General features: G+C 67.7%; 15 protein-coding genes and 1 pseudogene. 9 read left to right on the top strand and 7 right to left on the bottom strand.

The window, feature by feature from the left end; genetic code table 11:
- Positions 1 to 27 precede the first annotated feature (27 nt).
- Together mmsB and GBZ26_RS17770 are read right to left on the bottom strand one after the other, a co-directional pair.
- Positions 28 to 939, bottom strand: a complete 912-nt coding sequence (gene mmsB, locus GBZ26_RS17765) for a 3-hydroxyisobutyrate dehydrogenase (protein ID WP_343207299.1) — start codon at positions 937 to 939, stop codon at positions 28 to 30.
- 38 nt (positions 940 to 977) lie between these two features.
- Positions 978 to 2,117, bottom strand: coding sequence for an isobutyryl-CoA dehydrogenase (locus GBZ26_RS17770; protein WP_174439974.1), 1,140 nt, complete (start codon positions 2,115 to 2,117; stop codon positions 978 to 980).
- Between the two features lie 161 nt (positions 2,118 to 2,278).
- Here GBZ26_RS17770 and GBZ26_RS17775 point away from each other — a divergent pair, with 161 nt between their 5' ends.
- The 3 genes from GBZ26_RS17775 to GBZ26_RS17785 all read left to right on the top strand — a co-directional run bounded on the left by GBZ26_RS17775 (position 2,279) and on the right by GBZ26_RS17785 (position 5,313).
- Complete coding sequence (locus GBZ26_RS17775; protein WP_174439975.1) at positions 2,279 to 2,974, top strand: GntR family transcriptional regulator; 696 nt, start codon at positions 2,279 to 2,281, stop codon at positions 2,972 to 2,974.
- A 91-nt stretch (positions 2,975 to 3,065) separates the two neighbouring features.
- Positions 3,066 to 4,622: a malonate--CoA ligase gene (locus tag GBZ26_RS17780; protein WP_174439976.1), complete on the top strand. Its 1,557-nt coding sequence runs from the start codon at positions 3,066 to 3,068 to the stop codon at positions 4,620 to 4,622.
- Positions 4,623 to 4,746: 124 nt separating this feature from the next.
- The gene (locus GBZ26_RS17785; RefSeq protein WP_174439977.1) at positions 4,747 to 5,313 is read left to right on the top strand and encodes a TetR/AcrR family transcriptional regulator; all 567 of its coding nucleotides are present in this window, start codon (positions 4,747 to 4,749) and stop codon (positions 5,311 to 5,313) included.
- A 58-nt stretch (positions 5,314 to 5,371) separates the two neighbouring features.
- On the opposite strand, the gene btsR is transcribed toward GBZ26_RS17785, so the two are convergent.
- From btsR to GBZ26_RS17805, 4 genes are all read right to left on the bottom strand, one after another.
- Positions 5,372 to 6,091: a two-component system response regulator BtsR gene (gene btsR / locus GBZ26_RS17790; RefSeq protein WP_174439978.1), complete on the bottom strand. Its 720-nt coding sequence runs from the start codon at positions 6,089 to 6,091 to the stop codon at positions 5,372 to 5,374.
- Positions 6,088 to 7,797, bottom strand: a complete 1,710-nt coding sequence (locus GBZ26_RS17795; protein ID WP_174439979.1) for a sensor histidine kinase — start codon at positions 7,795 to 7,797, stop codon at positions 6,088 to 6,090. The genes btsR and GBZ26_RS17795 overlap by 4 nt, the downstream gene beginning before the upstream one ends.
- Positions 7,798 to 7,918: 121 nt before the next feature.
- Entirely contained in the window at positions 7,919 to 8,329 is a 411-nt protein-coding gene (locus GBZ26_RS17800) for a hypothetical protein (protein WP_174439980.1), read from the bottom strand.
- Between the two features lie 137 nt (positions 8,330 to 8,466).
- Positions 8,467 to 8,985 (bottom strand): septal ring lytic transglycosylase RlpA family protein, encoded by a 519-nt coding sequence (locus GBZ26_RS17805; RefSeq protein WP_174439981.1) that lies wholly within the window; start codon positions 8,983 to 8,985, stop codon positions 8,467 to 8,469.
- A gap of 576 nt (positions 8,986 to 9,561) precedes the next feature.
- Here GBZ26_RS17805 and GBZ26_RS30695 point away from each other — a divergent pair.
- From GBZ26_RS30695 to GBZ26_RS17820, 3 genes are all read left to right on the top strand, one after another.
- A complete protein-coding gene (locus tag GBZ26_RS30695) occupies positions 9,562 to 11,310 on the top strand; it encodes a M10 family metallopeptidase (RefSeq protein ID WP_174439982.1) in 1,749 nt (582 codons plus the stop codon).
- A 106-nt stretch (positions 11,311 to 11,416) separates the two neighbouring features.
- Complete coding sequence (locus tag GBZ26_RS17815) at positions 11,417 to 11,773, top strand: Lin0512 family protein (RefSeq protein WP_174439983.1); 357 nt, start codon at positions 11,417 to 11,419, stop codon at positions 11,771 to 11,773.
- Between the two features lie 61 nt (positions 11,774 to 11,834).
- Positions 11,835 to 12,656, top strand: coding sequence for a hypothetical protein (locus tag GBZ26_RS17820; protein ID WP_174439984.1), 822 nt, complete (start codon positions 11,835 to 11,837; stop codon positions 12,654 to 12,656).
- 61 nt (positions 12,657 to 12,717) lie between these two features.
- Here the strand turns inward: GBZ26_RS17820 and GBZ26_RS17825 are convergent, their stop codons facing one another.
- Complete coding sequence (locus GBZ26_RS17825) at positions 12,718 to 12,978, bottom strand: hypothetical protein (RefSeq protein ID WP_174439985.1); 261 nt, start codon at positions 12,976 to 12,978, stop codon at positions 12,718 to 12,720.
- Between the two features lie 154 nt (positions 12,979 to 13,132).
- Between GBZ26_RS17825 and exbB the strand changes: the two genes are divergently transcribed.
- The 3 genes and pseudogenes from exbB to GBZ26_RS17840 all read left to right on the top strand — a co-directional run.
- Complete coding sequence (gene exbB / locus GBZ26_RS17830) at positions 13,133 to 14,035, top strand: tonB-system energizer ExbB (RefSeq protein WP_174439986.1); 903 nt, start codon at positions 13,133 to 13,135, stop codon at positions 14,033 to 14,035.
- Positions 14,036 to 14,039: 4 nt separating this feature from the next.
- The gene (gene exbD / locus GBZ26_RS17835) at positions 14,040 to 14,462 is read left to right on the top strand and encodes a TonB system transport protein ExbD (RefSeq protein WP_174439987.1); all 423 of its coding nucleotides are present in this window, start codon (positions 14,040 to 14,042) and stop codon (positions 14,460 to 14,462) included.
- Positions 14,459 to 14,654, top strand: a pseudogene (locus GBZ26_RS17840) (hypothetical protein); the annotation flags it as partial. The gene exbD and the pseudogene GBZ26_RS17840, both read left to right, overlap by 4 nt.

The following is a 14,654-nucleotide window of genomic DNA, read 5'->3' on the forward strand; positions in this document are numbered from 1 at the left end:
GTTAGGGAGGGGGCTCCGTGACCGCCCTTACGGCTTCCCGCGCAGCAAATTGACGATGCCGGAGAAGTCCTTGCCGCCGAAGCCGGCGTTGCAGAACAGCGCGTACATCTGCGCCGCCTCGCCACCCAGCGGCAGCGGGCTGCCGGTGCTCTGCCCGGCCTCGACCGCCAGCTTCAGGTCCTTCAGCATCAGCGCCGCGGCGAAGCCCGGCTGGTAGTCGCGGTTGGCCGGCGAGGTCGGGACCGGACCCGGCACCGGGCAATAGCTGGTCAGCGACCAGCACTGGCCCGACGACTTCGACGCCACGTCGAACAGCTTCTGCGATTCCAGCCCCAGCTTCTCGGCGAGCGCGAAGGCTTCCGACACGCCGAGCATCGAGATGCCGAGGATCATGTTGTTGCAGATCTTCGCCGCCTGACCGTTGCCCGGTCCGCCGGTGTGCACGATGGCCTTGCCCATCGCCGACAGGATCGGCTCGGCGCGGCGGAAGGCGGTGTCGCTGCCGCCGACCATGAAGGTCAGAGTCGCCGCTTCGGCCCCGCCGACACCGCCGGACACCGGCGCGTCGATCATGGCGTGGCCCGCCGCCTCCGCCGCCGCGGCGACGGCGCGGGCGCTGTCGACGTCCACGGTGGAGCTGTCGATGAACAGGCTGCCCGGCTTGGCCTTGGCGATGATGCCGTCGGGCGCCGTGTAGACCTCGCGCACATGCTTGCCGGCTGGCAGCATGGTCACGACCACCTCGGCCTCCCCCGCCGCGGCGCCGGGGCCGGTGGCGATGGTGGCGCCGGCGTCGCGCGCGGCGGCGCAGGCGGCCTCCGACAGGTCGAAGGCCAGGACGGTGTGGCCGGCCTTCATCAGGTTGCGCATCATCGGCGCACCCATGTTGCCCAGCCCGATAAAGGCGATCGTCGCCATAGCGTTTCCCCTCGTCTTGATGTGACGTTGTTTGTTGCGCTGCGTTTGTTGCGCTGCCGTCAGCCGCCGGTCAGATGCCGGGCGATGATGACGCGCATGATTTCGTTGGTGCCTTCGAGAATCTGGTGCACCCGCAGGTCGCGGAAAATCCGCTCGATCGGGTACTCCTTGATGTAGCCGTAGCCGCCGTGAAGCTGCAGCGCCTCGTTCACCACCTGGAACCCGGCGTCGGTGGCGAAGCGCTTGGCCATGGCGCAATGGGCGGTGGCCTCCGGCGATCCGGCGTCGAGGCTGGCGGCGGCGCGGTGCAGCATCAGCCGGGCGGCGTCCAACTCCGTCGCCATGTCGGCCAGTTTGAACTGAAGCGCCTGGAAGGCGTTCAGCGGCTTGCCGAACTGCTTGCGCTCCGTGGTGTAGGCGATGGCCTGCTCCAGACAGAAGCGCGCTCCGCCGACCGAGCAGGCGGCGATGTTCAGGCGGCCGCCGTCCAGCCCCTTCATGGCGATGCGGAACCCCTCCCCCTCCGCGCCGATGCGGTTGGCAACGGGGACGCGGCAGTTCTCGAAGATCACCGCCGACGTCGGCTGGCTCTTCCAGCCGAGCTTGTGCTCCTGCTTGCCGAAGGACAGGCCGGGCGTGCCCTTTTCCACCACGATGCAGGAGATGCCCTTGGGGCCGGGCTCGCCGGTGCGGACCATGCAGACATAGACGTCCGACGTGCCGCCGCCGGAGATGAAGGCCTTCGAGCCGTTCAGCACGTAATGGTCGCCGTCCCGCTCCGCCCGTGTGCGCAGCGAGGCCGCGTCGGACCCTGCCCCCGGCTCGGTCAGGCAATAGCTGGCGAAATGCTCCATGGTCGTCAGCTTGGGCAGGAAGCGCTCACGCTGCTCCGCGTTGCCGAAGCGGTCGATCATCCAGGAGGCCATGTTGTGGATGGAGATGTAGGCTGCCGTGGACGGGCAGGCCGCCGACAGTTCCTCGAAGATCAGCGCCGCGTCCAGCCGCCCGAGTCCGGAGCCGCCGAACTCCTCCCCCACATAGATTCCGGCGAAGCCGAGCGCCGCGGCCTGCCGCAGGGTGTCGACGGGAAAAACGCTGTTCTCATCCCAGTGCGCGGCGTTCGGCGCCATTTCCTGCTGCGCGAAGTCGCGCGCCGTGTCACGGAACGCCTGCTGCTCCTCCGAAAGCGCAAAATCCATGCGCATCCTCCCCAGAACCGCAGTGGCCCGGAGTCCGAGGCGGATCTCCGGTTCTCATTGTTGGGGGGAAGGACTATCATGCTGGATACGCGCTGTCCATCTCTTGTATACAGAGACGGGAGCGGCGGAAGGCCGCGGACGAGGAAGGGGACACGCTCGGGATGAGCGACCGGATTGCCGCCGGCAAGACCGCCGATAAGGGTGCCACCCGCGCCGACGAGGTGCGGCTCGCGATCGAGGAGGACATCTTCCTGGGTCGCCTGCGCCCCGGAACGCGGCTGGACGAGGAAAGCCTTGCCCAGCGCTTCAACATCTCCCGCACCCCGATCCGCGAGGCGATCCTCCAGCTCGTCCACGCCGGGCTGGTGGAGAAGCAGCCGCGCCAGGGGGCGGTGGTCGCCCCGCTGAAGCTGCACCGCATGGTGCAGATGTTCGAAGTGATGTCGGAAATCGAGGGCCTGTGCGCCCGCTTCGCCGCCCGCCGCATGTCGGAGGAGGAGAAGCAGGCCTTGAAACACCTGCATGACACCTCAAAGGCGCATATGGAGGCGCGGGAGCTGGACGCCTATTACGCGGTCAATCGCTCCTTCCACGAGGCGGTCCAGGCGGGCAGCCACAACGAGCCGCTGCAGGAGATCGCGCGCGGCCTGTTCGCCCGGCTGGCCCCCTACCGCCGCTACCAGCTCAACCATCCCAACCGCGTCAAGGACAGCTTCACGGAGCATGACGACGTGGTCGAGGCGATCCTGGCCGGCGAGCCGGAGGCCGCCTACGCCGCTATGCGGCGGCACGTGACCATCCAGATCGACATCTTCACCGAGTTCGTGTCCATCATGGGCGGAAACGAAATACAATAAGCCAGTCTTCCGTATACAAAGCGGTGGCCGACAGCATGCGCCTGTGCTAAACCCTGGGCACCAGATCAAGGGGTGCATGGAGGGAATGACGATGTCCGACGTGGGTGGCAATCTGTTCGATCTGTTCCGTTCCCGCTTCCCGGCGGACCGCAGCCGCCCCTTCGCCGAGACCGAGCCCGGCACGAACAACGCCCGCACCGTCACCTACGGCGATCTCGAAGCGCTGACCGGCCGCTACGCCAACCTGCTCGCCGACCTCGGCCTGAAGAAGGGCGACCGGGTCGCCGTGCAGGTGGAGAAGTCGGTCGAGAACATCATCCTCTATCTCGCCACCGTGCGGGCGGGCGGCGTCTTCCTGCCGCTGAACCCGGCCTACACGAAGGCGGAGGTCGAGTATTTCCTGACCGACGCCGAGCCGCACGTCTTCGTCGCCCGCCCCGAATCCGCCGACGCGCTGCGCGAGGTCGCCGACAAGGCCAAGGTCGCCCATCTGCTGACTCTCGGCACCCACGGCGAGGGCACGCTGCCGGAGCAGGCCGCCGGCAAGGGCACGGACTTCGCGACCGTGCCGGCCGAGCCCGACGATCTCGCCGCGATCCTCTACACCTCCGGCACCACCGGGCGGTCGAAGGGCGCGATGATGAGCCACCGCAACCTCGGCTCCAACGCGCTGACGCTGCACAAATACTGGGGCTTCCAGCCGGACGACGTGCTGCTGCACGCCCTGCCGATCTTCCACACGCACGGCCTGTTCGTGGCGACCAACTGCGTGCTGCTGAACGGTTCCTCCATGCTGTTCCTGCCGAAGTTCGACGCCGAGCAGGTGATGGGGCTGCTGCCGCGCGCCACGGTGATGATGGGCGTGCCGACCTTCTACACCCGCCTGCTCGCCCATCCCGGCCTGACGCGCGAGGCGACGGCGCACATGCGCCTGTTCGTCTCCGGCTCGGCGCCGCTGCTCGCCGACACGCACAAGGAGTTCTCCGCCCGCACCGGCCACGCCATCCTGGAGCGCTACGGCATGACGGAGACCGGCATGCTGACGTCCAACCCGCTGGACGGCGACCGCATTCCGGGCACGGTCGGCTTCCCGCTGCCGGAGGTCTCCGTGCGCGTCGTGGACCCGGAAACCGGTGCCAGCCTCGGCACCGACGCGATCGGCATCATCGAGGTGGCCGGGCCGAACGTCTTCTCCGGCTACTGGCGGATGCCCGAGAAGACGAAGCAGGAGATCAAGCCGGACGGCTTCTTCATCACCGGCGACGTCGGCAAGGTGGACGGGCGCGGCTACGTCCACATCGTCGGGCGGGCCAAGGACCTGATCATCTCCGGCGGTTTCAACGTCTACCCGAAGGAGGTCGAGACGGTCATCGACGGCATCGACGGCGTGGTCGAATCGGCGGTGGTCGGCGTGCCGCACCCCGATTTCGGCGAGGCGGTGACCGCCGTCGTCCTGCGCAAGCCCGGCAGCGCCACCCCGGACGAGGCCGCGGTGATCGCCGTCTGCAAGGAGCAGCTCGCCAACTTCAAGGTGCCCAAGCGCGTCTTCTTCATGGACGAGCTGCCGCGCAACGCCATGGGCAAGGTGCAGAAGAATCTGCTGCGCGATGCCCACAAGGACCTGTTCACCGCGCCAAAGGCGCGCTGAGGCGCGTCGGGCTTCCTTTCTCCGGCCAAATCCGGATAAGGTTCGGCGCTGTTTCCACCCGCCGGATTCTGGACAGGCCATCGGCGAATCGATACGCTGCCGTATGGTCTCCGGAGTGTTGCCGATGGAAGCGAAGACGCTGAACCGCGAATCCTGGCTGTCCGCCGCCTTCTCCGCCCTGGCGGAGGGCGGCGTCGAGCAGGTGCGGGTCGAGCTTCTGGCCAAGCGGCTGAAGGTGACCAAGGGCAGCTTCTACTGGCACTTCCGCGACCGGATGGAGCTGGTGGAGGCGATGCTGGAGGGTTGGAAGACCGGCCGCATCGAGGCGATCAAGGCGCAGACCCGGCTGGACGGCCGCACGCCGGCCGAGGGCTTGCGCTACGTGCTGTCGCTGTACGGCGGCAGCAACAACCCGCGCGGCATCGCCATAGAGTTGGCGATGCGCGACTGGGCGCGCCGCGACCCCCGCGCGTCCGAGATCGTGGCGGAGGTCGACCGCGAACGCCTGCGCTGCGTGTCGGATCTGTTCGCCGGCCTGGGGCTGGACCCCGACGACGCCTTCGCACGGGCGTATCTGTTCTACTCGTTCATCTTCGGGGAAGGGCTGCTGGCCCGCTCCGCCGCGCCGGACCGGTTCGAGAAGGCGCGGGACCTCTGCGGGAAGGTGCTGGTGCCCGAGGGTGTCGTTTAGCGGAGGACCTTGTCCCGCTGATTGCCGCAAGCCACCACGCCCGGCGGTGGAGGGAAGATCACCCGATGCCCAGCCGCTCCTTCAGCGGGCCGAGGAAGCGGCGGCTGACTGGAATGCTCTGTCCACCCAGCGTCTGGATTTCCGCCAGCCCGTTGTCGATCAGACGGATTTCCCGGATGCGATCAGGATTGACCAGATATTGCCGGTGACAGCGCACCAGCGGCGTGCGCTCCTGCAAGGTCAGCAGGGTCAGTTCGGTAAAGCGCTCCTCGCCGTCGGCGCCGACCACGAAGACGCCGCTCGCCTTGGAGGCCACGCATTCCACCTCGTCCAGCTTCAGCAGGGAGATGCGGTTGTGGCCCGTGCAGGGAATCAGCCGCAGCGGTGCTGCGTCCTTCAACACGGCAAGGTCCTGCGGCGCCCGCTCGCGGCGCAGCCGTTGCAGCGTCTTCGCCAGCCGGGCCGGGTCCGCCGGCTTCAGCAGATAGTCGAAGGCGTGCTCCTCGAAGGCTTTTACGGCGTATTCGTCGTGGGCGGTCAGGAAGACGATGCGGGGCATCCGCTCCGGGTCGAGCATGCTCAGCATCTCCAGCCCGCTGACCCGCGGCATCTGGATGTCGAGGAAGACCACGTCGGGCGGCTGGCGGTTGATGGCGCCGATGGCCTCGATGGCGTTGGCGCACTCCCCGGCGACCTGGAGGTCGGGGAACTCCTCCAGAAGGCGCCGCAGCTCCTCGCGGGCCAGCGGCTCGTCGTCCACGATCAGGACGGTCATCATGGCGCGGTCTCCGCAACGGCAGGAATGTCCAGGGGAAGGCGCAGGGTGATCCGGGTGAGGACATCGGCCTCGCAAGCGACGTCCACCCCGTAGCCGTCGCCGAAACGGTTGCGGACGCGGCGGTCCACGATGGACATGCCCAGCCCGTCGCCGCCCGGCCGCTCCTCGTAGAGGCCGGCGTTGTCCTCCACCGCCAGCAGCAGGTCGCCGCCCTCCCGCCGCGCCGAGATGCGGACATGGCCGGGGCCGAGAAGCTGCGAGGTGCCGTGCTTGATGGCGTTCTCGACGAGCGGCTGGAGCAGGAAGGCCGGCAGCCGGGCGTGGCGCAGTTCGTCGGGCACATCGATCTCCACCGACAGGCGCCCGGTGAAGCGCGCCAGCTCGATCTGGAGATAGGCGCTGACATGCTCCACCTCGTCGGCCACCGTGGCCTCCTGGCTGGGGCGCTTCAGGTTCTTGCGGAAGAAGACGGACAGGCTCTGCACGAGTTGGCGCGCCCGCTCCGGGTCGTTGCGGATAACCGCGGAGATGGTGTTCAGCGCGTTGAACAGGAAATGCGGGTTCACCTGCGCGTGCAGCAGCTTGATCTCCGACTGGGCGAGCAGCGCCTTCTGTTGCTCGTAACGCCCGGCGAGGATCTGGCTGGACAGCAGCCGGGCGATGCCCTCCCCCAGCGTGCGGTTGATGGTGGAGAACAGCTTGGTCTTCGGCTCGTACAGCTTCACGGTGCCGATCACCCGGTCGTCCTCGCCGACCAGCGGGATCACCAGCGAGGCTCCCAGCCGGCAGTTCGGGTGGATCGAGCATTTGTAGGACACCAGATTCCCGTCGGCATAGAGCACCTGGTTGTTGGCGATGGCCTGGTAGGTCTGGGGCGAGGTGATCGGCGTGCCCGGCAGATGGTGGTCGTCGCCGACGCCGATGAAGGCCAGCAGCTTCTCGCGGTCGGTGATGGCGACCGCGCCGACGCCGGTCTCCTCGTAGATGATGCGGGCGACCCGCATGCTGTTCTCTTCGTTGAAGCCCTGGCGCAGCACGCCGTCGGCCCGCGCGGCGATCTTCAGCGCCTTGGCGGAGAAGGCGCTCGACTGCTTGTCGATCAGGGCGCGGCGGTCCATCAGGATGCGCATGAACAGCCCCGCCCCCAGCGTGTTGGCGACGATCATCGGCAGCGCGACCACCTCGACCAGATGGACCGCCGCCGGGAAGGGCTTCGCCACCAGCAGGATGATCAGCATCTGCACGATCTCCGCCACGAAGGTGACGGCACCGACGCGCAGCGGGTCGAACAGCGGCTCGATGCGGCCCTGGCGGACGAAATGGCGGTGCACCAGACCGCCGATCAGCCCCTCCGTCACCGTCGAGACGGCGCAGGCCACCGCCGACATGCCGCCCAGCGAGTAGCGGTGCAGACCGCCCGTGAAGCCGACCGCCAGCCCCACCGACGGCCCGCCCAGGATGCCGCTCAGCACGGCCCCGATGGCGCGGGTGTTGGCGATGGAATCGTCGATCTGCAACCCGAAATAGGTCCCCATGACGCAGAACATGGAGAAGATGACGTAGCAGGCGACCTTGTGCGGCCAGCGCACGGTGAGGTGCATCACCGGCAGGAACAGCGGCGTCCGGCTCAGCATGTACGCGATGACAAGATACACGCACATCTGCTGGAGCAGCAGGAAGACGAGGCTCAGATGCTCGACGGTCATGGGGACGGGCACGGGCAGCGGGCGGCAGGATTGCCGGCCCGCAGGCTACCCCCGCCCGTCCTGCCGCGGTATGATTCCAATCAATGGATGCGGCCGGAATCCCCGGACCGCTGCGACGGCGCTACGCGGCCAGCGCGGGGGCCTGGTCCACCGCGGCAGGCTTGGTGCCGGTGTTGGCCGGCGGGAGGCGCAGGCGGCTCGCCAGCCCTTCCAGGGAATCGTGCAGACGGCGGCAGGGGGTGCCGTCCTCCCCCGGCTCATAGATGCCGACGAAGGGCGCGCCCGGCTGGTTGGGATCGAGATGCAACTCGACGATGTGGATGCGCGACGTGCAGCCGCGGACCAGCGGATCGGCCGGGATCACCGTCCAGCCGCGCCGCAGGCAGCGTTCGGCGAGCCCTTCCAGATAGAGCGAGGCGGACGGAACGCGCTTCAGCGCCTTCAACTCGGCGATGAGCTGGCGGACGTTGTCCACCTGCTCCAGGAACAGGCCGGCGGCGTGATGCGTGTCGCGGATCACGAGCTTCAGCATGGGTCGAAACCTCCTCTGTGCGCACGGCTCCGTCACCCGCGGGGGCGCATCGGCGGCCTTCGCGGCGCAATGCCCGTTGGGCGGAAGCCTGCGCGTTGTGCGTTCGGGTGGGAAGCGTCGGGCGTGACGCGGTTCCGTTATTCGGCGGCGCCCAGGTCCGTGCCGGTCAGGTCCGTGCCGGTCAAATCCGGTTCGGGCCTTTCGGCGACCGTCACAGGCGGTTCGGCCGCGGGTTTGCGGTCGGGGTACAGGGCGGCGACCATGCGCTCCAGCCGGTGCCGCAGGGACCGGTTCGGCTGGTCGGAAGGCCGGGCTTCGACACGAACGTTCACCACGCCGTCCTCGATCATGCCCAGTTCGCTGGCGGCCTTCCGGGAGAGGTCGATCACCCGCCCCTTCACATAGGGGCCACGGTCGTTGATCACGACCTCGACGCTGCGCCCGTTGTCGGCGTTGGTCACCGTCACCCGGCTTCCCAGGGGAAGCCGGCGGGACGCGGCGGTCAGCCGGTTCTGGCTGAAACGCTCCCCCGACGCCGTGGTCCGGCCATGGAAGAAATCGGCGTAGTAGGACGCCTTCCCTTTGTGAACATAAACCGGTTCGATATCCGAAACGACCGGCGCTGCGTTTTCTTCAAACTCGGCATCCAGCAGCATCGAGTCCTGCGGCACTGGCGGGACGGAGGCAATCTGTGCACCAGTCGAGCATGCCCCAACAGAAACAGCACAGATAGCGAGCGCAACACAGCCATACCGCACTCTTTTTCTCCCCCGTTGTTGTTCTGCGGCAACGGTTGCGGAATCTCTCCATCCTGTCAATCCGCGAATCCTCGTTTGTGCTGTGACAGGATTGCGCCTTAATATTCTTTAATGATTTTTATTTCATATTTACATAAGGACCGATGACAGGTGAATGCGTTTTATTAGAAACGACTGTTGCCGTGTCCATTCTTGAAATCCTGTCAATCTTCCTCGCCGCAGAAGCCGCTGTCATCGGAAACCCGCGAACATGCCGAAGGAATTTCCCGGCGTCGCCACAAGATGCTGATAATCCATTGTAAAAATTTGCCCATCTGATGTTGATGGTGCCGTCAGATCCATTGAAGCCTGCCGGGCCCCTGGTCATTAATACTGGATTGATGGAAGAACTATGTTGATCGTTTTCGCCAAATATCGACGAATTTCGGAACGAATTTAACGAAACACCGGTCCACCCAGACGGAGTGTGCGGACATGAGTGAGTTTCGGATTCCCGATCCCAGCGAGAATGGAGACGGAATCGGCGACGATCGATCAATCTTTGACGACGCTTCAGGCCCGGCGATGGAAACGGCTGGCCGGACGACGGGCGGCGCCGGCGATCCGCTGTTCATCCGCGCCTTCGACAGCGGGCGCCGGTGGGGCGCACCGCCGGACGGGACCGCGACGGTGCCCTACAGCCTGACCTACGGCTGGGTCGTGGATGCCGGCATCCGCTACGTGCCCGGATTCCGCCCTCTCAACGACAGCCAGAAGGCCATGGCGTTGCAGGCGATGGGGGAGTGGAGCGCCGTCGCCAACCTCGCCTTCGTGGAAACGACGGCGCCGATGACCGCCAACCTTCAGTTCCACATGAGCCAGTTGGACGCCTTCGGCGCCTCCGGCATGGCCTACTACCCGAATCCGGCGGGCTCCTTCATTTACCTCGACCCCGAATCGGCCGGTTACCGCACCTATGTGCACGAGGTCGGGCATGCGCTTGGCCTGAAGCATCCCGGCGATTACAACGGCACCGGCAGCGGCACTCCGCCCTTCCTTCCTCCGTCCGAGGACAACCGGACCAACACGATCATGTCCTATTCCGGCGTCTGGCCCGGCGGGCTGGGCGTCTACGACATCGCCGCGATCCAGCGCCTCTACGGCCCCAACCCCACCGTGCGGGCGGGCGACGACCTGTATCTCCTCACTCCGGGGGCGCCGGGGCGCTATCTCTGGGATGGCGGGGGGAACGATACCCTGTCCGCGGCGGGAGCGAACGTTCCCGTCACCATCGACCTGACGGGCGGCTGGGGATGGTTCTCGGCGCAAGACACTTCGATCCTGGCCCAGAACCAGTTCTTCGTTGGCCACGGCACACGCATCGAGACCGTCATCGGGGGATCGGCAGGCGACCGGCTGACCGGCTCGGCCTTCGCCGACCGGCTGGAGGGCGGTGCCGGAGACGATACGCTGGCCGGCGGAGCGGGCGACGATCTTCTCGACGGCGGAACCGGCACCGACACGGCCCTCTACGAATTTCCCTCCGCCAACGCCTTCGTGACCGGCGATCCGTTGGGGAGCGGAACCGACCTCACCGTAACGGGAGCCGGCGGCACCGACCGGTTGCGCGGCATCGAACGGCTGGTCTTCACCGACCGCATCGTCACCCGGCAAGAGGCCGCCGCCGCCCTGTCCCGCGCCGAGCCTGACCAGCGTGCCCTCGTTCACGATGGCACCCGGAGCTATGAGGCACGGATGGCCCCCTATTCCGGCCCGGTCGCCGGCCTGCGGAACCAGTTCCTGGGAACGGCGTCCGATGAGGCGGTCATCGGCAGCACCCAGGGGGATTTCCTGAATCTCCTCGGCGGCACCGACGCCGCGCAGGGCGGACACGGAGACGACGTGCTGGACGGCGGCCTGGGCTCCAACTTCCTGACCGGCGGAGCCGGCATGGACACCTTCTTCATCGATGGGCGGGGCGACGGCGTCACATGGTCCACCGTCACCGACCTCCAACCGGAGGAATGGGCCATCGCCTGGGGCTGGACGGACGCCGTGTCCCAATTGACCTGGGAGGATCTGGCGGGGGCGACCGGCTATCAGGGGGCCACCGCGCGAATCGACCTGGACGGCAATGGCGGCACCGACCTCAGCCTGACCTTCAGCGGGCACACGCCCGGCGGCCTGCTCGCCATGCCCGGACAGGTGGGGACCGACAACTACCTTGCCTTCCGGATCGAGTGACGGGTTTCCACGGGTTGGAAAAGGCGACGGTTCGGAGGCGGCGGCCGCTGTACTCTCGCGCATTCTGTGCTGCATCGATACCCATGGTGAAGAGGAGCCCACGACCATGAAGCAGGTGATGTTCGTCGAACTCGGCATGGGTGCCGATCTGCACGGTCAGGACGTGACCAAGGCCGCGGTGCGCGCCGTGCGCAACGCCATCGAGCGCAACTCCATGCCCGGCATGCGCGCGCTGGTCGATGGCGACACCAGCCGGATGCAGGTCCGTGTTCATCTCGCCATTCCGGCGGACGCCGACCGTCTGGATCTGGAGGCCGTGCGGGCCGTCTTCCCCTACGGGCAGGTGTCCTTCAACGTGGTGTCCGGCGGCATGCTGGCGCCCAGCGGCATCTTCCTGGCCGACAAGAACGACCGCAACGAGATGATCTACATCGTCAACGCCGCGGTGGAGGTCGGGGTCTAAGGTTCGGCATCTTCGGCCGGAGCGGTTGCCCCCGCCCCCCGTTTCGTGCCAGCGTCGGGGCATGAAGCGCGCGCTCCGAACCGCCCTGATCGCCGTCGGCATCCTCGCCGGCGGCCTCGTCACCCTGACCGTGGGGGTGGTGGCCGCCCTGCCGGTGATCGCCGACCACATCCCGCTGGAACTGTCCCGAGTCGTGATGAGCGACGGGCGGCGGCAGGTGGAGATGCAGGGCATGGTCCATGTCGCAAAGCCCGACTTCTACAGCGGAATCGCCCGCCACATCGCCCAGCGGCGCCAAGAAGGCTGGCTGGTCTTCTACGAGGAGGTCCGTCCCGACGACGCCTCGAACCCCGCCGGGGTGGCCGACGTGCTGCGCCGGCTGGGCGCTGATTGGAACCCGGAGAGCAAGCAGCATCCCTACGAGATGATGGCGAGCCTGCTCGGCGACGGGCTGGTGCTTCAGGACAACCGCACCCTGATCGGCCCGCCGGGACCGGACGCGCGCAACGTCGACGTCACCCTGTCGCAATTGCTGGCCGCCCTGCCCTCCGACGATCCGGACGAGGCCGATTCGGAGACCATCGATCTGGCGCAACTCCGGGACGAGTACGACACACTGCCGGGCTGGGTGCAGCGGCGCGTCCAGGCGGCCATCCGGATCATGCTGGCGACCACGGCGTCGGGTTCCATGGTGCGCGAGGCCTTGCCGCCGGCCTTGACCACCCTGCGCGAGGACAAGGTGGTGGCGGCCATCAAGGCCGAACCAGACCGCAACATCCTGATCCTCTACGGGCAGGTGCACATCGGGCATATCCAGACCATGCTGAAGGACGCCGACGCCCGGTGGCGGACGGTCTCCTCAAAGGCGATCCAGGCGTTCTGAGACATTCCGGCCACCGGGTTCTGGCCGGCCACTGGGTTCTGGCCGGCCACTGGGTTCTGGATCACCAGATTTTGCGGGCAAGATCCTCGCCGCGGGCCGTCAGCTCCTCGAAGCGGCGGCGGGCCTCTTCCTCGGCGTTCCAGTCGCCGGGAGCGACAACGGCTTCGGCGGCGTCCGGACGGTCCGGCGCGCTGGGACGGTCGCCCGCCTCCCCGTGCAGACCGTAGATTTGGCCGTCACGCGCCTCGATCACGGCGTAGCGGCCGCCCCGCTCGACGAGCCGGAAACTGCCATGTTCCGATACGGTACGGACCTTGGGCATCGCAATCTTCCCTTGCGGTTCACATGTCACGCCGTGAACAACCGGCGTGCCGCCCATTTGTCGCATAGCAGCAATATAGCACTTTATGGGTGCAAATGAGAGTCGTTCGCACTATACAGGAAGGAAGTCAGCCGCAAAGAAGTTCGAACCGCCAATGTTCACAGCGCTTCACACCCGTTCCATCGCCGCGATGGCCGCCGCCGGCACCTTCCTGTCGAGCGGAGTTGGCTGGGCGCAGGGCACCCCCGCAACCGACGGCGGCGCTCCCGCGGCATCGGCCGCCGACACGCTGACGGCCGCGCCGGACGGCGCGGCTGGAGCGGCCGCCGGGCTGGACCACATGGCCGCCGCGACGGCAACGCTGCCGCACGACCTGTCCCCCTGGGGCATGTTCATGGCGGCAAGCCCGGTGGTGCAGGCGGTGATGATCGGGCTGGCGCTGGCCTCGGTGGCGACCTGGACCATCTTCCTCGCCAAGTCGCTGGAGCTGTCGAAGGCCAAGCGCAAGGCGCGGGCCTCCCTGGCGGCGCTGGAGCAGGCGCGCTCGCTGACCCAGGCGGCGGAGAGCATCGGCTTCGAGAAGACCCCGGCCACCGCCTTTCTGCGGGCCGTGATCGCCGAAGCCCACCAGTCCGCCGACGCCCCCTCGCAGGAGGGACTGAAGGAACGCGCGGCCTCCCGCCTGGAGCGGATCGAGGCGGCGGAGGGGCGGCGCATGATGCGCGGCACCGGCATCCTCGCCAGCATCGGCTCCACGGCCCCCTTCGTCGGGCTGTTCGGCACGGTGTGGGGCATCATGGTCAGTTTCATCGGCATCGCCAAGTCGCAGACGACCAACCTCGCCGTGGTGGCGCCGGGCATCGCCGAAGCGCTGCTGGCGACGGCCATCGGCCTCGTCGCGGCCATTCCGGCGGTGGTGATCTACAACGGTTTCGCCCGCTCCATCGGCGGCTACCGCGCCCAGCTCGGCGACTCCTCGGCGGCGGTGCTGCGGCTGCTGAGCCGCGACATGGACCGCCGCGCGCTCCCGCGCGCCGCGTCCAAGGCGGCGGAGTAAGGCCATGGCGGCGCGTCTGGACGACGGCGACGATCTCACCGAGTCGCACGACATCAACGTCACGCCCTTCATCGACGTGATGCTCGTGCTGCTCATCATCTTCATGGTGGCGGCCCCGCTGGCGACGGTGGACGTGCCGGTGGACCTGCCGGCCTCGACCGCCCAGCCGCAGCCGCGGCCCGACAAGCCCCTGTTCCTGACCATCCAGGCCGACAACAGCCTGTCGGTGGGCGACACGCCGGTGGCGCGGGAGTCCCTGGCGGCGGCGCTGGACGGGGTGACGAACGGCGATAAGGGCGCGCGCGTCTTCCTGCGCGCCGACCGCAGCGTGGATTACGGCGCGCTGACCGAGGTGATGAACGCGCTGCGTGCCGCCGGCTATCTGAAGATCGCCCTGGTCGGGCTGGAAGGCGCGGCCGCGAAATGAGCGTGGCGACCGTCGATCCCAACGACCTTCCGGAGGACGGCGAGCGCGCAGCGCCCGCCCTGGCGCGCTGGGGCGGCAGCCTGCTGGTCGTGCTGGGCGCCCACGCCCTCGTCGCGGTCGGTGCGCTGTCCTGGCACGTCGCGATGGAGGAGGCGCCGGCCATGCCGCCCGCGGTGCTGCTCGATCTGCCGC

Source organism: Azospirillum formosense (genome assembly GCF_013340925.1).
Classification (GTDB): domain Bacteria; phylum Pseudomonadota; class Alphaproteobacteria; order Azospirillales; family Azospirillaceae; genus Azospirillum; species Azospirillum formosense.